The sequence below is a fragment of the Sulfitobacter sp. UBA1132 genome (assembly GCF_002311545.1).
In the GTDB taxonomy this organism is placed as follows: Bacteria; Pseudomonadota; Alphaproteobacteria; order Rhodobacterales; family Rhodobacteraceae; genus Sulfitobacter; species Sulfitobacter pontiacus.
In genome coordinates, this window is record NZ_DCAN01000005.1 from 119,920 (window position 1) to 146,709 (window position 26,790).

A 26,790-nucleotide genomic window follows, 5' to 3' on the forward strand; every position below is an offset into this window, starting at 1 on the left:
TGAGCAGTTGAATAGACGAAAGGGACCATTCGATGACGCCGGCGCAGAGCAAGAAAAATAAAGCCGATTCAACGATTTTCGGCACAACGCCAGAGGGTGAAAAGATCGTCCGGCATCAGATCAGCAACGGCGGTACGTCGATTTCCGTTTTGTCTTGGGGGGCAACGATTCAAGAGCTTCGCGTCATGGGGGAATCGCATTCGCTGCTACTGGGCGGGCGCGACGTGGCTGCCTACCTTGGCAACATGCAGTACTTTGGCGCGGTGGTCGGCCCGGTCGCCAATCGCATCGCGGGCGCAGAGATGGAGATTGGGGGCATCCGGCATCAGCTTGATCAAAACGAAGCAGGGCGGACCACGCTGCACAGCGGCGTCGCGGGGTATTCCGGCCGGAACTGGCGCTTTACCAATGTCACCCCCACGCGCTGCCGGATTGAGCTGCACCACCCCGACGGGTTGGGCGGGATTCCCGGAAATATTAACGCGTCAGTTACATACACGATTGATAATGCGGGACATCTAGAGATTGATATGACGGGCGCGGGGGATCAACCGACCTATTTCAATCCCGCCTTTCATGGCTATTGGAACCTATCAGGATCGGCGGATCTGTCGGATCACCGCCTGATGGTGCCCGCGACCAGCTACCTTCCTGTGGATGACGCTCAACTCCCGTTAGGCGCGCCCGTCGCGGTAGCGGGCAGCGATTTCGACTATCGCAATGCGCGCGCCATCGGGCCGGTGCTGGATCACAACTTTTGCCTTTCCCAAGGCGGGGACCAGATGGTGCTTGCGTGCCGGTTAAGCACTCAACGTCTACAGTTGGATGTGTTGACAGATCAACCTGGGGTGCAGCTCTATAACGGCGCGCATATTGATACAGGTGCGGATCTGGGCGTCGACGGGGGCAGCTATGGGCCACACGCAGGGCTCGCGATCGAGCCGCAGTTCTGGCCCGATACCCCGCACCACCCCGAGTATCCCGATTGTTTGCTGCTGCCGGAAAAGCCCGTGCGCTACCGATCCCGGTTCGAGCTGCGCCGCATTTGACAGCTTTACCGTGGTAACCTCACGTTTTTTTGGGGCAGGGTCGAATTGACACTTGGTCCAAGATGTATCAGTGCGCTATATAATAAGGTAAACATATTAAAAGCGGACAAGACATGCGTACCAAGATCAACCCTGACAGCTTTGGTTTCCTTATCAGCGACATCGGCAGGCTCAGCCGTGGCGTGTTCGAGCGCGAGATCGAAGCCGCCGAGCTTCCTGTGACGGCGGCAGAGGCACGGGTGCTGGCGCATATGGCGCGCTGCGGGGCGACGCGCCAGCATCGGCTGGCTGAAAGTCTTGGCATGACGCCGATGAGCCTCACGGGGTTTCTGGACCGTCTGGAAGCGGCAGAGCTGATTGCCCGTACCGCAGACCCGAATGACCGCCGCGCCAAGATCGCGTCCCTGACCCCGCGAGCCAATGACATCCTGTCGCAGATCGCACAGGCCGGTGCACGGGTAGAGACGATCATTTCGGAAGGATTGACGCCAGAGCAGTGGCAGACCTTCCGCGCCACGGCCCTGACCCTGCGACAGAACCTGTCGGCGTCCCGCGGGGCGACGTGCAAATCCGAGGCCGCCGAATGACAACGCCCATTATGTCAGAACGGCGGGTCAGTCTGATCGGCGCGCTTTTGGTGGCCATCGGACCTGTGTCGATGGCCTTGTATACGCCCGCGATGACAGAGCTGGTGCGCGTCTTTGACACCACGGAATCCGCAATCAAGCTGACGCTGACGCTTTATTTCGGGGGCTTCGCCTGTGCGCAGCTGATCGCGGGGCCGCTGTCGGATGCACTTGGACGGCGGCCGATCACGATTGCCTTTATGGCGCTTTATTGTGTGGCCAGTGTCGCTGCGACCCTGTCGCCCACGGTAGAGGTTCTGATGGGCGCGCGTTTCCTGCAAGGCATCGGGGCCTCCGCGGGGATCGCGATCTCGCGGGCATTGGTGCGGGATTTGTTCACCGATGACCGGTCGTCGCGGATCATGAACCTGATCGGGATTATTCTAGCCCTTGGTCCGGCGCTGGCCCCGACCATCGGGGGGCTGATGCTGCCGGTGTTTGGTTGGCAGTCGATTTTCTTGCTGATGACCGTGATCGGTTTCCTCGTGATCTGGGTCGCGCTTTTTTCCATGAAAGAAACCGTGACCGCAGACCCCTCGCGCCTGAATTTCAAGGCGCTTGGCCGGACCTACAAGGCTTTGCTCAGCAATCCGCAGTTCCTATCCGCCGCTTTGGTGATGGGCGGTGCACTTGGGGCGCTCTATGCGCAGGCGACGTTCCTGCCGTTTATTTTGATGGACGAGGTCGGGCTGACGCCTGCGCAATTCGGGGCGTCGATGTTGGCGCAATCGGGCAGCTTCTTTACCGCGTCCTTGTTGGTGCGCCAGCTGATGGGCCGGTTTTCGGCAGACCGGCTGGTCGGGCCGGGGCTGGTGTTCGTGGCCTTGGGCAGTCTGGGGACGTTAACCCTGCTGCTTTGGCCGCCGAGCTTTCTGCATGTGATGGTGCCGGTCGCGACCTATTCTTTCGGGATTGCCTTTGTGATGCCTGCCATGTCCACCGCGGCACTTGCCCCCTTTGGGCGGGCTGCGGGGGCGGCGGCGTCGATGCTGGGCTTTATCCAGATGGGGTCCGGTTTGCTGGTCGGGTCGCTTGGTGCCTTGATGGGCAATGCGCTTTTGGCTATGGCGACCTTGATCCCGATGATGGGCGCGGTAGCTTGCGTGTCGTTTCTGGTTTATCGCAAGATCCAGCCTCGGCCCGCAGCCGCTGCACCGGCAGAAACCCGTGCCACCTGCGGGCCCAAGGTGACGGCGCCTTCGCCCGTGTCGGCACCGGAAAAATAGGGCAATTTGTCCGCCCCATCCACAGCACCCCGTGGTGGTGCTTTCGATTTGAACTAAAAGACAGGATCGTCAGAATGTACTCCTTGATCTCCGGGCTGCGCTGCGCCGCCCTTGCAACGGCTATTTGTGTGGTGTCTGTCCCCGCAACGGCGCAGCAGGGCGATCGCCCGCCCGCTGCCGTCACCGTCATGACGATGCAGCCGCAGGACGTGCAGCTTGCCACAACCTTGCCCGGACGCGTTGTCGCTTCTGCCGAGGCAGAGGTGCGCCCGCAGGTGGCCGGCATCATCACAGAGCGTCTGTTTGCCGAGGGTGAGCCCGTGGCGGAAGGCGATGTGCTTTTTAAAATTGATCCCATCGTTTACGAGGCCGCTGTCGCGCAGGCGCAGGCATCGGTCGCGCAGGCACAGGCGCAAGCCAGCTCTGCCGAGCGGGAGGCCAACCGGCTCGAGGAACTGTCCTCGCGCAATGTTGCCAGCGATCAGGCGCTGGATGCGGCGGTAGCGGCACGCGACAGCGCGGCGGCTTCGCTTCAGGCGGCGCAGGCGGGGCTGCAATCGGCCCAGATCGAGCTGGATCACACGCAGGTCCGCGCCCGTCTATCGGGCGAGATCGGGCGGTCCCTGACCAGCCCCGGCGCCTTGGTGACCAACAGTCAGGCCAGCCCGCTGGCCGTGATCCGCAACATTGATCCGGTCTATGTCGATGTCACGCAATCAGCGGCCGAGCTGCTGGATTGGCGGCGCGGCAATGCAGAAAAGCGCCTTGGCGATACCCCGCGCGAGGTCAAGCTGACGCTGGCCGATGGCAGTATCTATGACCAGACCGGTACGCTGACCGCCGCCGAACCGGATGTGGACCAGCAAACCGGCGTCGTCGTGCTGCGGATGGCCTTTGACAACCCCGACCGTCTGCTGCTGCCGGGCATGTATGTGCGCGTTGAAATGCCCACGGGGATCGCCAAGGGTGCCTTCCTTGTCCCGCAAGAAGCTGTCAGCCGCGACCGTCGCGGGCAGCCGCTGGCGATGGTGGTGAACGGCGACAACGTCGTCGAACACCGCCAGTTGACCGTGCTGCAGGACCGCGGATCAGACTGGATCGTGAGCGAGGGACTATCGGCGGGCGACCGTGTGATCGTGATGGGTCTGCAAAAGGCCGCGCCCGGTGCGACCGTTACTCCGCAAGAGCAAGCCGCCCCAGCCGCCAAGTCCGAGGACGCCGCACCGGCACCTGCCGAATAACCAAAAGCCGGAGCGTTTTGCATGGCCCGTTTCTTTATTGACCGCCCCATCTTTGCGTGGGTGATTTCGATTTTCATCATGGGTATCGGCGTCTTGTCGATCCTCAACCTACCCGTGGCGCAATACCCGCAGATCGCGCCGCCCTCGGTGGCTGTGCGCGCGTCCTATCCCGGCGCCTCGGCGCAGACGGTGGCCAATACGGTGACGCAGGTGATTGAACAGCAGATGACCGGTCTGGACGGGCTGCGCTATATTTCGTCGTCGTCCACCAGCGAAGGCGGGGCGAGCATTACGCTGACCTTCGAGACCGGCACAGATGTCGATATCGCGCAGGTGCAGGTGCAGAACAAACTGTCGCAAGCCTCGTCGTTGTTGCCGGAACCGGTGCAGCGGCAGGGGATCACGGTGCAAAAATCCTCTGCCGGCTTCTTGATGGTGATCGGGCTGATTGGCGAGAACGGGAAGTATGACGCCACCGACCTTGGCGATTACATGCAATCCAATCTGGTGAACGAGATCAGCCGCGTCGAAGGCGTGGGCAGCGTACAAGTGTTCGGGGCGCAATACGCGATGCGCATCTGGCTTGATCCGGTGAAGCTCGCCGCGTTTGAATTGACCCCGTCCGACATCGTGGCAGCGGTTTCGGCCGAGAACGCCCAGATTTCAGCGGGATCCTTTGGCAGCCGTCCTGCCGTCGAAGGGCAGGCGCTGAACGCCACGATCACCGCGCAATCTCTGCTGACCAGCCCCGAGGATTTCCGCCAGATCGTGCTGCGCGCAGAAACCGACGGCGGGCTGGTGCTGCTGAACGATGTCGCGCGGGTCGAGATCGGGTCGGAAAGCTATGCCACGATCTCGCGGTATAATCGCAATGCGGCGACCGGCATGGCGGTCAGCCTTGCCCCCGGCGCCAACGCGCTGGATACAGCCGCCGCCGTCGAACAGCGGATCGAGGAACTGTCGGCGTTCTTCCCCGAAGGCGTGAGCTATGTCGTGCCTTTCGATACGACGCCTTTCGTGAAAATCTCTATCGAAGAGGTGATCAAGACCCTGATCGAGGCGATCGTGCTGGTCTTCGTCGTGATGTATCTGTTCTTGCAGAACATCCGCGCCACCTTGATCCCGACGCTGGCGGTGCCGGTCGTATTGCTGGGGACCTTTGGCGTGCTCGCGGCCTTTGGCTTTTCGATCAACACGCTGACGATGCTGGGCATGGTGCTGGCGATTGGTCTGCTCGTCGATGACGCGATTGTGGTCGTCGAGAACGTCGAACGGATCATGGAGCAGGAACACATCGGCCCGCTTGAGGCGACGCGCAAGTCGATGGACCAGATCACCGGCGCTCTGATCGGGATCGCGGTGGTTTTGTCGGCGGTCTTTGTGCCGATGGCGTTTTTCCCCGGCTCGACGGGGGTAATCTATAAGCAGTTCTCGATCACCATCATCTCGGCGATGACGCTGTCTGTGGTGGTCGCCTTGACCCTGACGCCCGCGCTTTGTGCGTCCCTGCTCAAGCAGGGCAGCCACGAGAAGCGGCGCGGGTTCTTTGGCCTGTTCAACCGCGGTTTTGACAAGACGCTTGGTGGGTACACTGGCACAGTGGGCTGGCTCGTGCGGCGTCCGCTGCGGGTCGGGCTGGTCTATCTGGCAATCATCGCGGCGATGGTGTTCTTGTTCATGCGCACGCCTGCAGGCTTCCTGCCGGCCGAGGATCAGGGCACGCTGTTCACACTGGTGCAGGCCCCCACGGGCGCGACTGCGGAACGCACGCTCGAGGTCATCAAACAAGTCGAGAACTACTATCTGGAAAACGAGGGCGACGTCGTTGAATCCGTCTTCGGCGTGGTGGGTTTCAGCTTTGCGGGCCAAGGGCAGAACCTTGGTCTGGTCTTCGTACGACTGAAAGACTGGGAGCAACGCACAGAGGCGGCGCAAAGCGTGCAGGCGGTGGCGGGGCGGGCCTTTGGTGCCTTCAGCCAGATACAGGACGCGATGGTCTTCCCCATCGTGCCGCCCTCGGTCAGCCAGCTTGGCAACGTGTCGGGGTTTGATTTCTACCTGCAAGGCCGCGGCGGTCAAAGCCACGAACAGCTGCTGGAGGCCCGCAATCAGCTTTTGGGGATGGCGGCGCAAAGCCCGCTGATCGCCTCAGCCCGCCCCAGCGGGTTGGAAGATGCGGCGCAGTTCAATCTGGATATCGACTGGCGCCGCGCCGGTGCGATGGGGGTCAGTGCCACGGATGTGGGCAACCTGCTGACCGTCGCCTGGGCGGGTCGTTATGTGAACGACTTTGTCGATGAGGGACGGATCAAACGGGTCTATGTGCAGGGCGAGGCCGCGGCCCGTGCGACCCCGTCGGACCTTGAGAAATGGCGCGTGCGCAATGACAGCGGGGGGCTGGTGCCCTTCTCTAACTTTGCCGAAGGAAGCTGGGCGTACGGGCCGCAGGGGGTGAACCGCTATAACGGTATCCCCGCGATGCAGATCCAGGGTTCCCCCGCCGAAGGGGTCAGCACAGGCGAGGCGATTGCAGAGCTTGAACGTCTGGTCACCCAGTTGCCCCCCGGCTTCCAGATCGCCTGGACCGGGTTGTCCTTGGAGGAACAGGAATCCGGCAACCAGGCCCCCTTGCTGTACGGTCTGTCCCTGGCGGCGATCTTCTTGGCGCTGGCGGCGCTTTATGAAAGCTGGTCGATCCCCTTTGCCGTGATGCTCGCCATGCCAATCGGCATTTTGGGAACCTTGACCGGTGCCTATCTGGGCGGGTTCGAAAACGGGGTTTTCTTTCAGGTCGGGCTGCTGACCGTGGTGGGTCTGACGGGGAAAAACGCGATCCTGATTGTCGAGTTTGCCCGCGACAGACGGCAAGAGGGCGAAAGCATCTTTGACGCCGCTGTCGACGCCGCGCGGCAACGGTTCCGCCCTATCATTATGACCTCTATGGCGTTCTCGCTTGGGGTCCTGCCGCTGGTGCTCAGCACCGGTGCGGGGTCCGGTGGACGTACGGCGATTGGGGCCGGTGTGCTGGCCGGTACGATTGCCGCAACCGTTCTGGGGGTTCTTTTCGTGCCGTATTTCTTTGCGATGGTGGCGCGTTTTACCGGCAAGGATGCGGTCAAGGACACCACCGTCTAGGCACCACCTTGCTTTGATGAAGTCAGGACGGAGGCAACCGCGCGTTGCCTCCGTCTTTTGCGTTGGGGCACATTGACGCGCCGCGGTTGCGGGCTAGTTCCCTCTGCGAGGGAAGCCCCAACATTCCACGCCAGCAGCCAACATCCGATAGGAGGAGCCAGCATGATAAACTTTACCCTGAACGGCAAAGAGGTGAGCGTCGACGCGCCCGATGATACGCCCCTCTTGTGGGTGCTGCGCGACGACCTGCGGCTGACCGGCACGAAATTCGGCTGCGGTATCGCGCAATGCGGCGCCTGCACGGTCGAGTTGAACGGCATGACCCGCCGCAGCTGCGTTACCCCGCTTTCTATGGTTGAAGGGTCCTATGTGACCACAATCGAAGGTGTCGACGGGCCAGAGGCCAAAGCGGTTCAAGCGGCATGGGAGGCGATCGACGTGCCCCAATGCGGCTGGTGCCAATCCGGTCAGGTGATGAGCGCCACGGCCCTGCTGCGCGAGATCCCGAACCCCACGGACGAGGATATCGACAATGCCATGGCCGGCAACATCTGCCGCTGCGCCACCTATGTCCGTATCCGCGAGGCGATCAAGAACGCCGCCAAAGAGCTGGAGGGGTAAGCCATGACCAATCTTAATCTTTCTCGCCGCGGTTTTCTGTCTACCGCTTCTGCCGGACTGGTGATCGGCGTTGTTCTACCCGAAAAATCGCGCGCCCAGTCCGGTGCCGCGACCGCCTTTGACCCGGCGGCCGATCCGGCCACATTCGCGCCGAACGCCTTTGTGCGTGTCGCCCCCGATGACACGGTGACGGTGCTGATCAAACATATCGAATTCGGGCAAGGGCCGAACACCGGCCTTGCGACCCTCGTGGCCGAGGAACTGGATGCCGACTGGTCGCAGATGCGTGCCGAAAGTGCGCCTGCCAATGACGAACTTTATGCCAACACGCTGTTCGGGTTGCAGGGCACAGGCGGGTCCACCGCGATGGCGAACAGCTATATGCAGATGCGCAAGGCCGGTGCCGCCGCCCGCGCGATGCTGGTTGATGCCGCCGCCGCCGAATGGGGCGTGCCCGCGTCCGAGATCACGATCTCGAAAGGGCGGATATCCCACCCCAACGGGACCGAGGCAGGCTTTGGCGCCTTCGCTGAAAAAGCCGCAACCATGACCGCCCCCGCCGAACCCAAGCTGAAAGAGGCCAAGGATTTTACCCTGATCGGCACCGATGTGCCCAAGCTGGACACCCATGCCAAGACAACCGGTCAGGCCGAATACACGATGGATGTCTACCGCGAGGGGATGGAAACGGTCGTCGTGGCGCACCCCGATAAGATGGGTGCCGTTGTCGCCAGCTTTGACGATACCGACGCGCTGAAGGTGCCGGGTGTCATCGCTGTACGTGAAATCCCGCAAGGGGTCGCGGTCTATGCCAAGACCACCGGTGCCGCGCTTAAAGGGCGCGAAGCATTGCAGGTGACATGGGATGACAGCAAAGCCGAAACCCGGTCGAGCGCGCAGATCTATGCGGATTTCTCGCGCGCCGCTGCCGAAGGCGGTCGCGCCGCGGAAGAGGTTGGCGATGCCATGGCAGGGATCGACGGGGCCGCGCAGGTGATCGAGGCGGAGTTCCACTTTCCCTATCTTGCCCATGCCGCGCTTGAACCGCTGGACGCCGTGCTCGAGGTCACGGACGGCAAGGCGGAGCTTTGGATGGGCTCGCAATTCCCGTCGCTCGACAAGCCGACGCTGGCCGCCACCTTGGGGGTCGATCCATCGGATGTGCAGATCAACGTGATGTTCGCGGGCGGCAGCTTTGGCCGCCGCGCGCAGCCCACGGCCCATGTTGCCGCCGAAGTCGCCGAGATCGCGAAAGCCGCGGGTGGCAACGGGTCCTGGAAACTGCTTTGGACGCGCGAGGACGACATGATCGGCGGCTATTACCGCCCGCTGACCGTGCATAAGATGAAGGGCGGTCTGGACGCGGACGGCAATATCGTCGGGTGGCATGACGTGGTGGTAAACCAATCCATCATGGCCGGTGGTCCGATGGAAGGCATGATGAAAGACGGCATGGACCCCACGTCCTACGAGGGGGCCACCAAGATGCCCTACGACCTGCCCGCGCTGAAGGTGGATTGGGTCCGGCAGGACAGCCCCGTCTCCGTGCTCTGGTGGCGGTCGGTTGGCCATTCGCACACCGGTTACGCGACCGAGGTGTTTCTGGATCAACTGCTTGAGGCAGGGGGCAAAGACCCCGTTCAGGGGCGTCTGGACCTGATGAAAGGCGACGCCGGTCGCGACCGTGGCGTGTTGGAGAAAGTGGCCGCGCTGGCCGGTTGGGACGGCACCAAGCTGAAAGGGGATCGTGCCTACGGCGTCGCTGTGCACGAAAGCTTTAACACCTATGTGGCCCAGATCGTCGAGGTCTCGGATCAGGGCGGCTTTCCCAAGGTGCACAAAATCTGGTGCGCCGTTGACTGTGGCGTCGCCGTGAACCCCAATGTCATCCGCGCCCAGATCGAAGGCGGGGCGGGCTATGGTCTGGGATCGGTGCTGTTCGACGAGGTCACCCTTGGCGAAGGCGGCACCATCATGGAACGCAATTTTGACACCTACCGCATGCTGCGCATCAACGAGATGCCCCAGGTAGAGGTCGCTATCGTACAAAGCGATAACGACCCCACCGGTATCGGCGAACCCGGCTTGCCGCCTGTCGGTCCCGCCGTTGCAAACGCGTGGCGTGCCCTGACGGGGCAAGCTGTCACCAAACTGCCCTTTACCAAATCCGTAGGAGTGTAAGTCATGAAAAATACGCTGAACATCATGGCCATCACTGCGCTGATGGCGGGCCCTGTCATGGCAGAAACCGTCAACGGTCTGCGCACGGTTGACGAATTTGACGCGATCGAGGGGGAGGCAGAACGCTCCACCGCGCTTTTCGAAGAAATGATGGTAGTGATCGGGCATCCCCGTTGCCTGAATTGCCACCCCGTCGATAACTCCCCACGCCAAGGGATGGATATGCAGATGCACGAACCCCCCGTGGTACGCGGAGAGGCGGACTTTGGCGCGCCCGGCATGCGCTGCAACACCTGTCATGGCGAACAGAACTTTACCTTTGCCGCGGGGGGCGGGTCGATTCCGGGGCATACCCCTTGGCAACTGGCCCCGATTGAAATGGGCTGGATCGGCAAATCCGCCGCCGAAATCTGTGCCCAGATCAAGGACGAGGAACGCAATGGCGGTAAGACGCTGGAAGAGCTGCACGAGCATAACGCCGAAGACGGTCTGGTCGGCTGGGGGTGGCATCCGGGCGAGGGGCGCGAGCCCGCACCCGGCAGTCAGGAGATTTTTGGCGAGCTGACCAAGGCCTGGATCGAGACGGGTGCCGCCTGTCCCGCAGGCTAACCGAGGTGAAGAAATAGCAAAGGGCCGCGCATCCCTGCGCGGCCCTTTGTCTTTGCGCTGGTGTGGGGGGTTAGTCTTTGAACACCGCCAGCCCCAACCATTCGGCGACCATCGCGGGTGTCTCGACGCCCTCGATCTCGATCGTTAGCAGGTTCTCGCGCAGCATATCGGTGGCGTTGCGCGCCGTAACCTTTTGCAGCGTGAACCGCCCGCGCAGCCGCGATCCCGCCTTGACCGGAGTCAGGAACCGCAGCTTGTTCATGCCATAGTTGATGCCCATCACCTGTCCGGGCATCATGTTAAAGCAATCATAGGCAAAGCGGCTCGCCAGCGACAAGGTCAGGAACCCGTGCGCAATCGTCCCGCCAAAGGGCGTTTCCGCAGCGGCGCGTTCGGGGTCGATGTGAATCCACTGCATGTCGTGGGTGGTTTTGGCAAATTGGTCGATCATCTCTTGATCCACCGTGATCCAGTCAGAGACCCCGACCTCGGTCCCGATCAGCGTTTCACTATGGGCTAGTGCCTCTTTCAATGCAGACATGGGATACTCCTTCAGGATGGGTCCGCGGCAACACGCACCATGCGCTTGCCCTTGTTCTCACCGGCCAGCAGGCCGATCAGCGCCTGTGGCGCGTTTTCCAATCCGTCGACGATGTCCTCGGTCACCTTGATCTGCCCCGCGTCGACCCAAGTCTGCAACGCGCGCAGCGCCTTGGCGTCGTTCTGGGTCCAGTCCATCACGATAAAGCCTTCCATCCGCAGACGTTTGACCACGACCAGACCGGGCAGGTTGCGCGGCCCGGTGGGGGTTTCGGTGTCATATTGGCTGACAGCACCACAGCAGACGATGCGGCCCTTTTCGTTCATCGCGAACAACGCGGCCTCGAGCACGGTGCCGCCGACGTTGTCGAAATAGACATCCACCCCGTCGGGGCAGGCAGCACGCAGGGCTTTGGACATGCCGGGGGCGCGGTAGTCGATGCAGGCGTCAAAGCCCAATTCCTCCGTCACCCATTTGCATTTCTCCGCTCCGCCCGCGATGCCCACGACCCGACAGCCAAGCGCCTTGGCGATCTGGCCGACATAGCCACCGACCGATCCTGCGGCTGCCGACACCAACACGGTTTCACCCGCAACCGGTTGACCGACAGAGATCAGCCCGTGATAGGCGGTTTTGCCCGGGATGCCGTAGACGGACATCAGGTTCGACAGCTGCGGCACCTTTGGCAGCTTCTCGCACTTGCGCGCATCGGCGACGACAAAGTTCGACCACGTTGCCTCTGACGCGACGATATCGCCAACGGCCAGACGGTCGCTATTGCTCTCGACGACCTCGCAGATGGCATAGGTCGGCATGGCATCCCCGGCGTTCACCGCCGCGCGGTAGGTCGCGCCTTTCATCCATGACCGGTTGGCCGCGTCGATGGACATCAGGATCACCTTGAGCAGCACCTGACCGTCGGCTGCCACGGGCATATCGGTAGTGGTCTGTTTGAAATGCGCAGGCGTCAGCGAATCGCTGGGCAGCTCTGCGATGACAATCTGTGTGTTGGTCATTTTGAACGTCCTATCCGTTCACTGAACATCCAACACCACTTTGCCCTGCACCTTACGGTCCTGCATCAGGTTGAGAGCGTCGGCGGCTTTTTCCAGCGGATAGCGGGCAGAGATGCGCGGCTTGATCTGGCCATCGGCATACATACGGAACAAATCGGCCATGTTTTCGGTATGTACCTTGGGTTCACGGGCCGTATGCGCGCCCCAGAAAACACCCATGATCTGCGAGCCCTTAAGCAGCGTCAGGTTCAACGGGATCTTGGGGATACCGGCAGGGAAGCCGACGACCAGATAGCGGCCTTTCCACGCCAGCGCGCGTACGGCGGGTTCGGCATAGGCGCCGCCCACGGCGTCATAAACCACATCGACACCCTCACCGCCCGACAGCTTCTTGATCTCGTCCGAGAAGGCTTTCTGCGTCGCACGGTCATCCATGTCGCGGCTGTAGATGATCGTCTCGTCCGCGCCCAGATCACGGCAGAACTGCGCCTTGTCTTCCGACGATACGGCAGCGATCACACGGGCACCGGCGGCTTTCGCCAGTTCGATTGCGGCCACGCCAACGCCGCCCGCAGCGCCCATGATCAGCAAGGATTCGCCGGGCTGGATTTCGGCGCGGTTTTTCAGCGCGTGATGGGAGGTGCCATAGGTCAGCACCAGACATGACGCTTCGTCATATGGCATCGCATCGGGGATCTTCAGCACCCGTTCCGCGTCCACAATGATGTCTGTCGCAAAGCCGCCAAAGCCGGTCATTGCCAGCACCCGGTCGCCCACAGCAACGTTGGAAACGCCCTCTCCCACGGCGTCCACATCGCCTGAAACCTCGCCACCCGGCGCGAAGGGACGGGGCGGCTTCATCTGGTAAAGATCCTTGATAATCAAGGTGTCAGGGAAGTTCAGCCCCGCTGCGCGGATGCGAATACGCACCTGACCTTTCTTCGGTTCAGGCTGTGGCATCTCTGTCAGTTCCAGCGTTTCGGGGCCGCCGGGGGCAGTGCTAAGCATGGCTTTCATCGGGTCATTCCTCCTCTAGATTTGCAAAGCAATAGGCGCGTTCAGAAACTGTCTTGTCAATCGAATTTCGAAATGCAATTTTGCAGTGCGGAATTGGAGTTCGCAAAACGAGGGGGGAGAAAAGATGCAGTCCGAACAGGAACTGGAGGGTTTCCGCGCGGAGCTGCGCGATTGGCTGGAGGCAAACTGCCCGGCCGAAATGCGCGGCGGTGAGCCGAGTGAAGCATCGATATGCTGGGGTGGCAAGAATTTTGAGTTCGAATCCGACGCGCAGCGCGTCTGGATGGAGCGCGCCGCGTCCAAGGGCTATACCGTGCCCACATGGCCCGTCGAATACGGCGGGGCGGGGATGAACCGCGCGCAGGAAAAGATCTTTAAAGAAGAGATGGACCGGATCGAGGCGCGCAACCCGTTGCAAAGCTTTGGCATCTGGATGCTTGGGCCCGCCTTGCTGCACTTTGGCACGCATGAACAGAAACTGCATTATTTGCCCCCGATCGCCCGCGGTGAAATCCGCTGGTGTCAGGGCTATTCCGAGCCGGGTGCCGGGTCGGATCTGGCCAGTGTCCAGACCAAAGGCGAGGACAAGGGCGATCATTGGCTGGTAAACGGTCAGAAGATCTGGACCTCCTACGCCGATAAAGCCGACTGGATTTTCGCGCTGATCCGTACGGATCGTGACGCGCCCAAGCACAAGGGTATCTCCTTTCTGCTGATCGACATGGAAGACGCAGGTGTCGAGACCCGCCCGATCAAGCTGATCTCCGGCGCGTCGGTCTTCTGCGAGACGTTCTTTACCAATGTGAAGGTGCCCAAGGACCGGATCGTCGGCGAAGAGAACCGCGGTTGGGACGTGGCGAAATACCTGCTGACCCACGAGCGCGAGATGATCTCGGGCGGGGGGCAGGGCCTATCGGGCGGTCGTGCGCTTGGGGCGGTGCTGAATGAATCTCTGGCCGAGGGGCAAGAGATGGACACCGTGCTGCGCGCCGATGCGATGCGCTGCGAGGTGGACGCGCTTGCCATTGGCCTCACGCTGGAACGCTACAAGGATCAGGCCGAGGCCGGTACCGGCGCGGGGGATGCCTCGGCGATGCTGAAATACATGGGCACAGAGCTGAACATGCAGCGTCACGAGTTGCTGATGGCCGCGGGTGGCAGCGACGCGCTGGAATGGGACGGGCCTTTGGGCAACCGTCCCGCGGACTGGCTGCGGACTAAGGCCAATTCAATCGAAGGCGGCACGAGCGAGGTGATGCTGAGCATTATCTCCCGCCGCGTGCTTGGGCTTCCGGGGTAAGATCATGGTAAAACTAGTATTAACAGAAGACGAAACCATGCTGGCCGACTCGGCGCGCGGTTTTCTTGATAAATCCGCTCCCGTCAAAGCGTTCCGTGACTTGCGCGATGCCGGGCAGACCCATGACGCGAAGATGTGGAAAGAGATGGCCGCGATGGGATGGGCCGGTGTGCTGGTCCCTGAAAGTGCGGGTGGCGTTGATATGGGCCATGCTGCTGCGGGTATTCTGGCGCAGGAAATGGGCAAGACGCTGGCCGTCAGCCCGTTCCTGTCGACGGCGGTGATCGCGGCGACAGCCCTGCGCCACGTCAGCGATGCGCGCGCCGAGGCCGCGCTGGCCAAGATTGCCAGCGGCGACGCGACCTATGCGTTGGCGGTGGATGAGACATCGAAGTTCAACCCGGATGCCACGGCAATGACCGCCACGGCGGAAGGCAATGGTTTTCGCCTGACGGGCAAGAAGACCTTTGTCGTCGATGGTGCTTTGGCGGACCGGTTGCTGGTGCTGGCCAAGACCGACAACGGGCTGACCCTGTTCGACATTCCCGCAGACCGCGCAGGCATCACACGCAACGCGCAGAATATGATCGACGCACGCGATTCCGCACGGATCGATTTTGATAACGTCGAAGCGACGGGCGACGATGTGTTGGGTCAGGTCGATGACGCCATGACCGTGCTGAAACCCGCGATCGAGGCAGGGCAGGCCGCCCTCGCCGCCGAGATGGCGGGCGTTGCTGCGGGCGCCTTTGGCATGACCGTGGGCTACCTGAAAGAACGCAAGCAGTTCGGCACGTTGATCGGCACCTTCCAGGCCTTGCAACATCGCGCCGCCCATCTGTGGTGCGAGACGGAAGTCACCGCCTCTGCCGTGTTGCACGCAGGGCGCAAGCTGGACGAAGACCCCGACAATGCGACAATGGCCGTGTCGCTCGCCAAGGCCCGTGCGACATCGACCGCCAAGCTGGCGGTGATCGAAGGGGTGCAGATGCATGGCGGGATCGGCATGACGGACGCTTTCGACATCGGTTTTTACATGAAACGCGCCCGTGTGGGTGCCGAATGGCTCGGGGACTACGGCTATCACGCTGCCCAAGTCGCCAAGCACAGAGGATTCTAAGGCATGGATATTCAAACACTTTTCGGCCTAGAGGGTAAAACCGCGCTGGTCACAGGCGGGGCGACCGGGATTGGCCGTATGGCCGCCGAGGCACTGGTGCGTGCCGGTGCCCGCGTGCTGATCGCCAGCCGTAAGGGCGAGGCCTGCGAGGCCGTGGCGAAAGAACTGAACGCGCTCGGGGCCTCTGGCTCTGCCGAGGGGTTCGCAGGCGATGTCGGCACCGAGGAAGGTGTCGATGCAATGGTCGCAGCCGTGAAGGACCGCACCGAGAGCCTTGATATCCTGATGAACAACGCGGGCATCACCTGGGGCGCGCCTTTGGGTGATTTCCCGTTCAAGGCCTGGGGCAAGGTCATGGACGTGAACGTCGCGGGTCTGTTCGATCTGACGCAAAAACTGCTGCCGCTGCTCAAGGCAAACGCGACGATCGACGATCCGGCGCGGGTGGTGAACGTCGGGTCGGTGATGGGCGAACGCGAAATGGGCGATGGCGCCTACAGCTACTCTGCCTCGAAGGCCGCGGTGATCCACCTGAGCAAGATCCTCGCCAAGGAACTGGCAGGTGACGCGATCACCGTAAACGCCTTGGCCCCCGGACCCTTCGTGTCGCGGATGACCGCCTTTGCGACCCATGACGAGGATATGCGCAACAAGGTGGGCGAAGACGTGCCCCTGCGCCGCGTCGGAACCGATACGGATATCGCGGGCTGCATGTTGTTCCTTTGTGGCAAGGGCGGTGCCTATATCACCGGCGCGATTGTCCCCGTTAGCGGCGGCATCAATGTGATGAGCGGGCCGAACATCTTTGAACAAGCACTGCACTAAGGGGCAATGATGGATATTCGTTTTGACAACCGCGTCGCTATTGTCACCGGCGCGGGCACGGGTCTGGGGCGCAGCCATGCGCTTGGCCTCGCGGCACGCGGTGCACGCGTTATGGTCAATGATCTGGGCGTGACAACCGACGGGCAGGGGTCTTCGTCGGCAGCTGCCGAAGCCGTCGCGCAGGAAATCCGCGACGCGGGCGGCGAGGCGATGGCGCATGGCTGTGATGTCTCGGACGAGGCCGGTGTCAAGGATATGGTCGCGCAGGTCATGGACGCCTGGGGCCGCATCGACATTCTGGTGAACAACGCAGGCATCCTGCGGGACAAGACGTTTTCCAAGATGGAGATGTCTGATTTCCGCAAGGTCGTCGACGTGCATCTGATCGGGTCGGCGAATGTGACCCATGCTTGCTGGCCGATCATGCGCGAACAGAAATACGGGCGCATTGTGCTGACATCTTCGGCCTCGGGGCTGTATGGCAACTTTGGTCAATCCAACTACGGTGCGGCCAAAGCGGCGATGATGGGGCTGATGAACGTGCTGCATCTGGAAGGCGCGCGCGACAATATCCGCGTCAACACGCTGGCCCCCACAGCGGCCACGCGGATGACCGCCGATCTGCTGCCTGAACAGGCTCAGGCCCTGCTGGCCCCCGAAACGATCACCCCCGGCCTGCTGTACCTCGTCAGCGAGGACGGCCCCAGCCGTGTGATCCTTGGGGCAGGGGCGGGTGGCTTTGCCCAGACCCGTATTTACGAAACGGAAGGCGTGACCTTGACCGGCGACGAGAATACCCCTGAAGGTGTCGCATCCGCTTTCGACAAAATCACCGACGCAGGCGGCCAGCAAGAGCTGACCGATGCCTTTAGTCAAACGAAGAAATACGCGCTCAATGCAGCCAAGGCCCAGGGTCTTGATCTGGATTGGGGCTAACAGACGAACTTTCAAAGGGAGATCACCATGCGTGACGCAGTAATCGTATCCACCGCCCGTACCCCGATCGGCAAAGCCTATCGCGGTGCGTTCAACGCCACCACACCACAGGCGCTTGCCGCCCACGCCATCGAGAACGCCGTGAAGCGCGCGGGTCTTGACGGGTCGGAAATCTCTGACTGTGTCATCGGTTCCGCCCTGCAGCAGGGGCATCAGGCCGGCAACATCGCGCGTCAGGCCGCTATCCGCGCAGGTCTGCCCGTGACCGTTGCAGGCATGTCGCTGGACCGTCAGTGTGCATCCGGCATGATGGCAATCGCCACCGCGGCCAAGCAGGTGATCACCGACGGGATGGACATTGTCATCGGCGGCGGTGTCGACAGCATCTCCCTCGTGCAAACGCCAGAGATGCGCGTCAGCGCCGACCCATGGCTCAAGCAGAACAAGCCCGAAATCTACATGACCATGCTGGAAACAGCCGAAAACGTGGCAGAGCGCTATAACGTGAGCCGCGAAGCGCAAGACGAATACGCGGCGCGCAGCCAAGAGCTGACGCATCAAGCGCAACAGGCCGGCCGCTTTGACGACGAGATCGTCGCGATGACCACCACGATGATGGTTCAGGACAAAGAGACCAAAGAGATTTCCAAGCACGAAGTCACCTTGGAAAAAGACGAGGGCAACCGCCCCGGCACCACGGCGGAAAGCCTTGCCGGTCTGAAGCCCGTGTTCAAAGACGGCATCCACCTGCCCGAAGGCAAGTTCATCACCGCAGGCAACGCCTCGCAGCTGTCCGATGGTGCCTCTGCCGCTGTGGTCATGGAAGCGAAAGAAGCCGAACGCCGCGGTCTTCAGCCACTGGGTCGCTATGTTGGCGTGATGGCCGCAGGCTGCGAGCCCGATGAGATGGGTATCGGCCCGATCTATGCCGTGCCAAAGCTGCTGGAAGCGCACGGGCTCAAGATCGAAGACATCGGTCTGTGGGAACTGAACGAGGCCTTTGCCTGTCAGGTGATCGCATCGCGCGACAAGCTGGGCATCCCGGACGAGCTGTTGAACGTCGACGGCGGCGCGATCTCTATCGGTCACCCCTACGGCATGTCCGGCGCGCGCATGGTTGGTCACGCGCTGATCGAAGGCAAGCGTCGCGGTGCCAAATACGTTGTCTGCACCATGTGTGTTGGCGGCGGCATGGGGGCTGCTGGCCTCTTTGAGGTTCTGTAAACCATCATGGGAGAGCTACTGGTCATCCGCCACGGTCAGGCGTCTTTCGGGGCTGACAACTATGACAAGTTGTCGGACCTCGGGCACCGGCAATCCGAGGCCGTCGGCCAGTTGCTACGCGATACCGGCTGGGTGCCGGACCGGACAATCACCGGCACCCTGACCCGCCAGAAAGAAACGCTTGCCTCGATGGGATTCGAGGCAGGCGACACCCACCCGGGCCTGAATGAATATGATTTTCAGAACCTGCTGGACGCGCGCTATAAAGGGGCCGTTCCCGACCTGGTCAAGGGCGACCGCAAGGTGCATTTCCGTACCCTGCGCGAAACCGTCTTTCAGTGGCAGGCAGACGAGATCGAAGGCCCCGCCGAGACATGGACCAATTTCACCGACCGCGTGGAAGCCGCCCGTCTGATCGCCTGTGCCGAAGGGGCCGATCGCGTGCTTGCCGTAAGCTCCGGTGGAGTGATCGGGCAGCTGACGGCCGCGTCTCTTGGCGCGCCGCATAAAATGATGATGACATTGAACCTGCAGATCAAGAACACATCCATCACCAAATTCGTCTTCACCAAATCCGCGTTTTTCCTGCATGAATTCAACGCGATCCCGCATCTGATGTCAGCCGAGACCGCTGACATGCTGACCTATAGTTAAGGAACGGTAGCCATGAGCACAGACACCCAGACACTCGATATTCCGAAGGTCAGCGCCTATCTGGAAAAACACCTTGAGGGCTTTGAAGGCCCGCTTGAGGTCTCCAAGTTTCAGGCCGGTCAATCGAACCCGACGTTCCTGCTGAAAACCCCGTCGCGTAACTATGTGCTGCGTCGCAAACCGCCGGGCGTTCTGTTGAAATCCGCCCATGCGGTTGATCGTGAGTTCCGCGTGCAAAAGGCGTTGCAGGATACCGATGTGCCCGTGTCGAAAATGCACCTGCTGTGCGAAGACGACGACGTGATCGGGTCGGCGTTCTACATCATGGATCATATCGACGGGCGCAACTTCATGGACCCGCGCATGCCCGACATGGACAAGGCAGGCCGCGCTGGCGTGATTGACGAGATGAACCGCGTGCTTGCCGCCCTGCACGAGGTGGACATCGACGCGGTGGGTCTGTCGGATTACGGCCCTCCCGGTAACTATTATGAACGTCAGGTCGCCCGCTGGACCAAGCAATACCGCGCGTCCGAAACCGAAGACCTGCCCGCGATGAACCAGCTGATCGAAAAGCTGACCGCCAGCATCCCTGCGGATGACGGGCAGCGCACGCTGGTGCATGGTGACTACCGCATCGACAACATGATGTTCGAGAAAGACGGCACCAAATGTCTGGCCATTCTGGACTGGGAACTGTCGACCATTGGCCACCCATACGCTGACCTTGCGGCCGTTATCATGCAGTGGCAAATGCCGGCCGGCACCGAAGGGCGCGGCTTTGGCGGTGTGGACCGCGCAGCGCTTGGCGTGCCGAGTGATGCCGAATTCATCGCCAAATACTGCGAACGCCGCGGGCTGGACGGGATCGACAACTTTGGCTTCTACCTCGCCTTTTGCTTCTTCCGCATGGCCGGGATCATTCAGGGCGTGTTGAAACGCGCGCTGGACGGCAATGCCTCTAACCCCGAGCGGGCGATGAAGGTCGGGGCCTATGTCCCTGTGTTTGCGGAAAACGGGCTTAAAGCGCTGGAAGGCAAGTAAGATGGCCTCCAACGAGTTCGCGACAGATCCGGCAGAGACGAAGGACAGAAACTTCGTCACGGCGCTTGCCCGCGGGCTGGATGTGTTGCGCTGCTTTCGGGAAAACGAAACAGCCCTGACCAACACGGATTTCTCCGAACGGACAGGGCTGCCCAAGGCGACGGTGTCGCGCCTGACCCATACGCTGGTGGAACTGGACTATCTTGTCGCCGACGCCCGTACCGGCACCTATCGGCTTGGCGCAGGGGTGCTGCAGCTTGGCTTTGGCGTACTGTCGAGTATGGAGATCGGCGACCGTGCGCAGGAAGAGATGCGCAAGCTGCGCGACGGGCCCAATTCCTATGTCACCATCGCGATCGGAGAGGTCCACCGGCTGGACGTTGTCTATATCGCGACCAAACGCTCGCGCGAGGATGTCGCGTTGCAAATTCGCGTCGGGTCACGGCTGCCGCTGTTTGATTCCGCCATTGGTCGCGCAATCCTGACCGGCATGTCCGACGAAAGCCGCGACCGCGCGTTCCGCTATGCTGCAGCCGAAGGGCCCGAGTTCGAAACCCGCGCGCGCGACAGCTATGCCGCCGCGATGACAGAGTTTGCAGACAAGGGATTTTGTTCAAGCTATGGCGATTGGCGTCCCGATGTGAACGGCATCGCGGTGCCAGTGTTTTCGCCCAACGGATCGCAGGTTTACGGGCTGAATGTGGGCGGTCCCGCTTTCCACGTGAAGAAACGACAGCTTGAAACGACCTATGCACAGCTTTTGTCGGCAGCGGCGCAAGCCATCAGCATCCGGTTTTAGGGTGTGGACCCGCGGGGCGGGAGAATCAACTTGGCCGGTCGTATAGATTTCAACCACCGCGGCCAGCAGCTTCGTTCCAGTGGCTGGAATTGGCACATCTGCGGCGCCATGACAATTGTCAGGATCGCACCCGCCGTCGCAAATTTTTTTTGAATAGTGTTCAGCGGACATCTGTCAGGCACCGCGTAAAAACTGATCAGCCGTCACAATCTTGTGCAATTCATTAATACATTTATTTTCAAATGCTTATTTCTGACCCTGCGTCAAAAAACGGCAGCGGGCAAAATTTCACGCAGGTGATTTTGCCCGTACCGTCACGCAATATATGGCATAACCGACGGTGCAGGCTCGCAACTTATGAATAGAGGCGCTTGACAATAAATCGCATTATGCAAGGCTCTTCCCAAGGTCTGGCAATCCAAAAAACGCATTAAAAGCGCCGGGCCGTCCTTGGGAGGATTAAAATGAAAAATATCGCTAAGTACGGCGCGGTTTCCGCGCTTTCTTTGGTCATTGGCGCGAGCGCAGCCTTTGCCGAAAACATCAAGATCGCGTTCATTGACCCGCTGTCCGGTCCATTCGCAAGCACGGGCACCAATGGCCTGCATCAGTTCGAATTCGCGGCTGATTATATGGTAAACGACAAAGGCGGTCTGTTGGACGGCCAAAAAATGGAAGTGCTGCCTTTTGATAACAAGATCAGCCCCAAAGAATCCCTTATTCAGCTTCAGGTCGCGATTGACCAAGGCGCGCGCTATATCGTTCAGGGGAACTCCTCTGGCGTTGCGAACGCATTGACCGAAGCGATCGACAAGCACAACCGCCGCAACCCCGACAGCCGTGTTCTGTTCCTGAACTATGCCGCTGTGGACCCTGCGCTGACCAACGACAAATGCAACTTCTGGCATTTCCGTTTCGACGCCAACTCTGACATCAAGATGGACGCGCTGACCGATGTGATCGTTCAGGACAAGGACATTAAGAAAGTCTATATCATCGGGCAGGACTATTCCTTTGGTAAGGCTGTGTCTGCCGCCGCCAATGAAATGCTGGGCGCGAAAGGTGACGGCATCGAGATCGTCGGTGACGAACTGCACCCCATCGGCAAGGTGAAAGACTTTACCCCCTACGCGCGCAAGGTTGTATCCTCTGGTGCGGATGCCGTGATTACCGGGAACTGGGGCGCTGACATGCTGGGCATCGGCAAGGCGATCATCGACAACGGGTTCGAAGGGCCGATCTATACCTATTACGCTGCGGGTTCCGGCATCACGGCCGCCTTTGGTGAAAGCGGCAAAGACAAGATCCGCCTGATTTCGCAAGGCAGCATCAACCCGATTGCCACCGAAGAAGCGCGCGACACCTACAACGCCTTCCTTGAGAAGTATCCAGACGGCAACATCGACCAAAGCCGTATCTTCAACACCATCGGTATGCTGGCCCAGGCCATCACCGAAGCAGGTTCCGCCACAGATGTGGTCGCGGTGGCCAGCAAACTGGAAGGTATGGAATACGACAGCATGTGGGGTGGTAAACTGTTCATGCGTCCGCAAGATCACCAGATCATTCAGGACATGCATGTCGGCGTCCACACAAACGACAACCTGGACTTTGACTATGACCAATCCGGGTATGGTGTCGTGACTGAATCGACCGTCGAAATGGCGTCGATGGACAGCCCGACAACCTGCGAGATGAAGCGCCCCGAATAAGGCGATTTCTCTCGGGCCCGCCTGCGCTGGCGGGCGGGCCCTTCTTGCACCTTGCCACCACACTACTGGAGGGGCCTCATGGACCTCATTCTCGTCAACCTCATCGACGGGCTGGTTACTGGATTGCTGTTGTTCATGCTCTCCGCCGGTCTGACCCTAATTTTCTCGATGATGGGTGTTTTGAACTTCGCTCACGCCAGCTTTTACATGCTTGGTGCCTATTTCGCCTACCAGATCAGTCTTGCGCTCGGCTTCTGGATGGGGCTGCTGATCGCGCCGCTCGTCGTGGGTGTGATGGGGGCAGGGGTTGAACGCTACGGCCTGCGCCGGGTTCACCAATACGGACACGTGCCCGAACTGATCTTTACCTTTGGTCTGGCGCTGTTGATCGAAGAACTGGTGCAATTCATCTGGGGCAAAAACCAACTGCCCTACGCCATTCCTGACGCGTTGAACTTTACCGCGTTTGCGATCTCGGGGAATTCGATCCCCGCCTATAAGATATTCATGATCTTCATCTCGATCAGCATCTTTATCGGGCTGCTTTACGTGCTGACCAAGACCCGCGTCGGCATGATCATTCAGGCCGCGCTGAGCTATCCGCGCACGGTCGAAGCCTTGGGCCACAATGTGCCGCTGATCTTTATGGGGGTCTTCGGGGTCGGCACGGCTCTGGCCGGTGTGGCCGGCGTGATTGCCGGACCGGTGCTTGGCACCTTCCCCGGTATGGCCTTTGTGCTGGGGTCGATCGTGTTCGTGACCATCGTGATCGGCGGCCTCGGGTCGCTGTGGGGGGCGCTGATCGCGTCGCTTTTGATTGGCTGGATCACCACCTTCGCCAAATCCTATAACATCGAGATGGAGAATATCCTGACCGGCCTTGGCATCTCTAAACCCGAGAGCCTGGATGACAGCATATTCCGCGACTTCTGGAGCCTCACGAGCCCGCAGATCGCCGACATCTTGCCCTATATCCTGATGGTGCTGATCCTCATCTTCCGCCCGGCAGGTCTTTTCGGAAAGCGCAGCTCATGACAGTTTCAGATCCAAGAACCGACATTCCCAAAGGCGCCCGCCCGAAAGAGCAGATCACCACGGACCCGTCCAAACCCGCGCAGCGTATGCGGTCAGGGTCACTGGTGCTGACATTGGCCCCCTGGGTCATTGCCTCTGTCGTGCTGGCCATCCTGCCGATGGTGTTTACCAATAATTCGGCACTGACGATCATGAACCAGATGTCGATCACGATCGTTTTCGCGCTGGCCTATAACATGCTGCTCGGGCAGGGGGGTATGCTGTCCTTTGGCCATGCGGTCTATGCCGGTGTGGGGGGCTTTGCCTGTATGCACATCATGAACATGTCCGATTTCTTCTCGACCATTCCCCTGGTGATCCTGCCGGTGTTTGGTGGTCTTTTCGGCATGGGTCTGGCGATGATCGTCGGCGCGTTTTCGACCCGTAACGCGGGCACGGTATTCGCCATGATCTCGCTGGGTGTGGGCGAATTGATCGCGGCCTGTTCCGTCATCATCGTCGCGTTCTTTGGCGGCGAGGAAGGCATCAGCGGCGACCGGACCTACGCACAGCCCTTCTTTGGCGTCGAATTCCTGCAACAGATCGAGGTCTATTACCTGACCGCTGGCTGGGTCGTGATCTCTGCCGCGCTGATGTACCTCTGGAGCCGCACCCCCGTGGGTCGCATGGCAAACGCCGTGCGCGACAATCCCGAACGGGCAGAGTTTCTGGGCTATTCCTCGCGGTGGGTCCGCTTCTACAGCTTTGTCGCCTCTGGCTTCTTTGCAGGTGTGTCCGGTGGGCTTTTCGCGATCAACTACGAAATCCTGACCGAGGAAAACCTGAACACCGCCTCGTCAGGGATCATCCTGCTGGTGACCTTCCTTGGCGGCGTCGGGTTCTTCTTTGGCCCGATCATCGGGGCCATCGCCTTTACCCTGCTGCAAACCGTTCTGAGCCTGTCGACCGAGCTTTGGGCCTTTTATGCGGGCGTCCTGTTCCTCTCCACGGTGATGTTCTTCCCCGGTGGTCTGGCAGGTCTGCTGATGATGCATGTGCCTGTGTTCAAGCTGGGCAAGGCATCGACGTTGATCATGCCCTATCTCAAGACGCTGCTGCCGGCGGCAATCGGTTTGATGGGGCTGGCGGCACTGGTCGAGATGACGTTCCACTATCGTCATGGGGCCACGGGTGACAATGAAATGACCGTCTTCTGGACCACATTCGACAGCCACACGCTGATGCCATGGCTGGTGGCCGGTGCGATAACGCTGATCGGGCTTGGCATTGCCAAGGCCACAGCACCCGCACTGAAAGAAGCATGGAGTGAAGCAAACACAGCAGGAGGCGCGTCATGAGCACACCCGCACTTGAACTGACTGGCCTCAAGAAAAGCTTTGGCAAGGCCGAGATCATCCGCGGCATCGACCTGAGCATCGGCAAGGCGGAACGTCACGCCGTGATCGGGCCGAACGGCGCGGGGAAATCGACGCTGTTCAACCTGATCACCGCACGGTTTGCGCCTTCGGCTGGAACGGTAAAGCTGCACGGAGAGGATCTGGCCGGGCTCGAACCCTTCCAGATCAACCGCAAGGGGCTAAGCCGCTCGTTCCAGATCACCAACATTTTTCCGGCGATGAGCGTGTTTGAAAACGTGCGCTGTGCGCTCTTGTGGTCGCAGGGCTATAAATACAGTTTCTGGAATCTGGTGAACCGGTCCCGTGAACTGACCGAGGGCGCGGACCGCATCCTTGACCAGATCAACCTGCTGGAACGGCGCAACCTGCCCGCGGGCACCCTGTCTTACGCCGAACAGCGCGCGCTTGAAATCGGGATCACCATCGCGGGCGGTGCCGATGTCATCATGCTGGACGAACCGACGGCGGGGATGAGCAATACGGAAACCGACTATATCACCGACCTGATCCTCAAGGTGACCGCGGGCAAGACGCTGATCATGGTGGAACATGACATGAGCGTGGTCTTCGGTCTCGCCGACCGGATTTCGGTGCTGGTCTATGGCGAAATCATCGCCACCGGAAAACCCGAAGAGGTGCGTGCAGACGCCCGCGTACAAGAAGCCTATCTGGGCGCCGCATTGGAGGCAGAACACTAATGATGCTCGAAGTCACGGATATGCACGCCTTCTACGGCAAGTCCCACATCCTTCAGGGGGTGAACCTGAACGTCAAAGAAGGCGAGATCGTCGCGCTTCTGGGGCGCAACGGGGTGGGGCGGTCTACCACCTGCAAGGCCATCATGGGCGAGGTCGAACCGAAAGGATCGGTCAAGTTTCAGGGGCAGGAGATCAGCGGCAAGAAAGCGTTCCAGATCGCGAATATGGGGATCGGCTATGTGCCCGAAAACCGCGATATCTTTCCCGGTCTCACGACGCGGCAGAACCTGACGCTGGGTCTGAAGCCGGGGCAGAAGGATGGCGCGGGCCGTTGGTCAATGCAGTCGATGTTTGACATGTTCGAAAACCTCGACCGCCGCGCCGACGTCGAAGCCTCGGTTCTGTCGGGGGGGGAACAGCAGATGTTGACCATGTGTCGCACGCTGATGGGCGACCCCGATCTGGTCATGATCGACGAACCCACCGAAGGTCTGTCCCCGCAGATGGTGCAGAAGGTCGCCGAGGTGCTGAAAGAGATCGCCAACCGCGGGATCTCTACCCTGCTGGTGGAACAGAAACTGTCGATCGCGATGGACATCGCGGATCGGGTCTATGTCATGGGGCATGGTCAGGTGGTCTATGAGGGCACGCCGGCTGAATTGCGCCAGCGTGATGACGTGCGCAAGGAATGGCTTGAGGTCTGATGACCTAAGCCAGACCATTACCAGTAAATCATCTATCGAAATCGTCGCGTTCCGCGGCCTCATCCTCCTGAGGCGCGGAC

General features: G+C 60.7%; 24 protein-coding genes. 21 read left to right on the forward strand and 3 right to left on the reverse strand.

Going from position 1 to position 26,790, the window contains the following annotated elements; genetic code table 11:
- Positions 1 to 32 precede the first annotated feature (32 nt).
- The 8 genes from B4F27_RS03480 (at position 33) to B4F27_RS03515 (ending at position 10,688) form a co-directional block, all read left to right on the forward strand.
- A complete protein-coding gene (locus tag B4F27_RS03480) occupies positions 33 to 1,049 on the forward strand; it encodes an aldose epimerase family protein (RefSeq protein ID WP_286758875.1) in 1,017 nt (338 codons plus the stop codon).
- A 113-nt stretch (positions 1,050 to 1,162) separates the two neighbouring features.
- On the forward strand, positions 1,163 to 1,636 hold the full coding sequence (locus tag B4F27_RS03485; RefSeq protein WP_009824313.1) for a MarR family winged helix-turn-helix transcriptional regulator: 474 nt from the start codon (positions 1,163 to 1,165) through the stop codon (positions 1,634 to 1,636).
- Positions 1,633 to 2,901, forward strand: coding sequence for a multidrug effflux MFS transporter (locus tag B4F27_RS03490; protein WP_286758876.1), 1,269 nt, complete (start codon positions 1,633 to 1,635; stop codon positions 2,899 to 2,901). The genes B4F27_RS03485 and B4F27_RS03490 overlap by 4 nt, the downstream gene beginning before the upstream one ends.
- Positions 2,902 to 2,975: 74 nt before the next feature.
- Complete coding sequence (locus tag B4F27_RS03495; RefSeq protein WP_286758877.1) at positions 2,976 to 4,142, forward strand: efflux RND transporter periplasmic adaptor subunit; 1,167 nt, start codon at positions 2,976 to 2,978, stop codon at positions 4,140 to 4,142.
- A gap of 21 nt (positions 4,143 to 4,163) precedes the next feature.
- Positions 4,164 to 7,277, forward strand: coding sequence for an efflux RND transporter permease subunit (locus B4F27_RS03500; RefSeq protein ID WP_286758878.1), 3,114 nt, complete (start codon positions 4,164 to 4,166; stop codon positions 7,275 to 7,277).
- Positions 7,278 to 7,439: 162 nt separating this feature from the next.
- A complete protein-coding gene (locus B4F27_RS03505; RefSeq protein ID WP_009824309.1) occupies positions 7,440 to 7,898 on the forward strand; it encodes a (2Fe-2S)-binding protein in 459 nt (152 codons plus the stop codon).
- Positions 7,899 to 7,901: 3 nt separating this feature from the next.
- Complete coding sequence (locus B4F27_RS03510) at positions 7,902 to 10,079, forward strand: xanthine dehydrogenase family protein molybdopterin-binding subunit (RefSeq protein WP_286758879.1); 2,178 nt, start codon at positions 7,902 to 7,904, stop codon at positions 10,077 to 10,079.
- 3 nt (positions 10,080 to 10,082) lie between these two features.
- Positions 10,083 to 10,688 carry a hypothetical protein gene (locus B4F27_RS03515; protein WP_005849102.1) on the forward strand — a complete coding sequence of 202 codons (606 nt, stop codon included), beginning with the start codon at positions 10,083 to 10,085 and terminating at the stop codon, positions 10,686 to 10,688.
- 70 nt (positions 10,689 to 10,758) lie between these two features.
- Here B4F27_RS03515 and B4F27_RS03520 read toward each other — a convergent pair whose 3' ends face one another.
- Genes B4F27_RS03520 through B4F27_RS03530 form a run of 3 tightly spaced genes read right to left on the reverse strand, consistent with a single transcriptional unit; the run spans position 10,759 to position 13,262 of the window.
- Entirely contained in the window at positions 10,759 to 11,229 is a 471-nt protein-coding gene (locus B4F27_RS03520; RefSeq protein ID WP_005849103.1) for a MaoC family dehydratase, read from the reverse strand.
- A gap of 11 nt (positions 11,230 to 11,240) precedes the next feature.
- A complete protein-coding gene (locus B4F27_RS03525; RefSeq protein ID WP_286758880.1) occupies positions 11,241 to 12,245 on the reverse strand; it encodes an NADP-dependent oxidoreductase in 1,005 nt (334 codons plus the stop codon).
- An 18-nt stretch (positions 12,246 to 12,263) separates the two neighbouring features.
- The gene (locus B4F27_RS03530; RefSeq protein WP_286758881.1) at positions 12,264 to 13,262 is read right to left on the reverse strand and encodes an NADPH:quinone oxidoreductase family protein; all 999 of its coding nucleotides are present in this window, start codon (positions 13,260 to 13,262) and stop codon (positions 12,264 to 12,266) included.
- A 124-nt stretch (positions 13,263 to 13,386) separates the two neighbouring features.
- Between B4F27_RS03530 and B4F27_RS03535 the strand changes: the two genes are divergently transcribed.
- The 13 genes from B4F27_RS03535 (at position 13,387) to B4F27_RS03595 (ending at position 26,710) form a co-directional block, all read left to right on the forward strand.
- Entirely contained in the window at positions 13,387 to 14,562 is a 1,176-nt protein-coding gene (locus B4F27_RS03535) for an acyl-CoA dehydrogenase family protein (protein ID WP_005849108.1), read from the forward strand.
- Positions 14,563 to 14,566: 4 nt separating this feature from the next.
- Entirely contained in the window at positions 14,567 to 15,682 is a 1,116-nt protein-coding gene (locus tag B4F27_RS03540) for an acyl-CoA dehydrogenase family protein (protein WP_235208564.1), read from the forward strand.
- A 3-nt stretch (positions 15,683 to 15,685) separates the two neighbouring features.
- On the forward strand, positions 15,686 to 16,507 hold the full coding sequence (locus tag B4F27_RS03545; protein WP_009824304.1) for an SDR family oxidoreductase: 822 nt from the start codon (positions 15,686 to 15,688) through the stop codon (positions 16,505 to 16,507).
- A gap of 9 nt (positions 16,508 to 16,516) precedes the next feature.
- Positions 16,517 to 17,443, forward strand: coding sequence for an SDR family NAD(P)-dependent oxidoreductase (locus tag B4F27_RS03550; RefSeq protein WP_009824303.1), 927 nt, complete (start codon positions 16,517 to 16,519; stop codon positions 17,441 to 17,443).
- A 27-nt stretch (positions 17,444 to 17,470) separates the two neighbouring features.
- Positions 17,471 to 18,667 (forward strand): acetyl-CoA C-acyltransferase, encoded by a 1,197-nt coding sequence (locus tag B4F27_RS03555; protein ID WP_005848837.1) that lies wholly within the window; start codon positions 17,471 to 17,473, stop codon positions 18,665 to 18,667.
- Between the two features lie 6 nt (positions 18,668 to 18,673).
- A complete protein-coding gene (locus B4F27_RS03560; RefSeq protein ID WP_286758882.1) occupies positions 18,674 to 19,321 on the forward strand; it encodes a histidine phosphatase family protein in 648 nt (215 codons plus the stop codon).
- A gap of 12 nt (positions 19,322 to 19,333) precedes the next feature.
- Positions 19,334 to 20,365: a phosphotransferase family protein gene (locus B4F27_RS03565; RefSeq protein ID WP_074636810.1), complete on the forward strand. Its 1,032-nt coding sequence runs from the start codon at positions 19,334 to 19,336 to the stop codon at positions 20,363 to 20,365.
- A gap of 1 nt (position 20,366) precedes the next feature.
- A complete protein-coding gene (locus tag B4F27_RS03570) occupies positions 20,367 to 21,164 on the forward strand; it encodes an IclR family transcriptional regulator (RefSeq protein ID WP_074636808.1) in 798 nt (265 codons plus the stop codon).
- A 464-nt stretch (positions 21,165 to 21,628) separates the two neighbouring features.
- On the forward strand, positions 21,629 to 22,876 hold the full coding sequence (locus B4F27_RS03575; RefSeq protein WP_286758883.1) for a branched-chain amino acid ABC transporter substrate-binding protein: 1,248 nt from the start codon (positions 21,629 to 21,631) through the stop codon (positions 22,874 to 22,876).
- 78 nt (positions 22,877 to 22,954) lie between these two features.
- Positions 22,955 to 23,911: a branched-chain amino acid ABC transporter permease gene (locus tag B4F27_RS03580; RefSeq protein ID WP_005848848.1), complete on the forward strand. Its 957-nt coding sequence runs from the start codon at positions 22,955 to 22,957 to the stop codon at positions 23,909 to 23,911.
- Entirely contained in the window at positions 23,908 to 25,248 is a 1,341-nt protein-coding gene (locus B4F27_RS03585) for a branched-chain amino acid ABC transporter permease (protein WP_009824298.1), read from the forward strand. Before B4F27_RS03580 ends, B4F27_RS03585 begins: the two co-directional genes overlap by 4 nt.
- Positions 25,245 to 26,006 (forward strand): ABC transporter ATP-binding protein, encoded by a 762-nt coding sequence (locus B4F27_RS03590; protein ID WP_009824297.1) that lies wholly within the window; start codon positions 25,245 to 25,247, stop codon positions 26,004 to 26,006. The genes B4F27_RS03585 and B4F27_RS03590 overlap by 4 nt, the downstream gene beginning before the upstream one ends.
- A complete protein-coding gene (locus tag B4F27_RS03595; protein WP_005848854.1) occupies positions 26,006 to 26,710 on the forward strand; it encodes an ABC transporter ATP-binding protein in 705 nt (234 codons plus the stop codon). The genes B4F27_RS03590 and B4F27_RS03595 overlap by 1 nt, the downstream gene beginning before the upstream one ends.
- Positions 26,711 to 26,790: the final 80 nt, after the last annotated feature.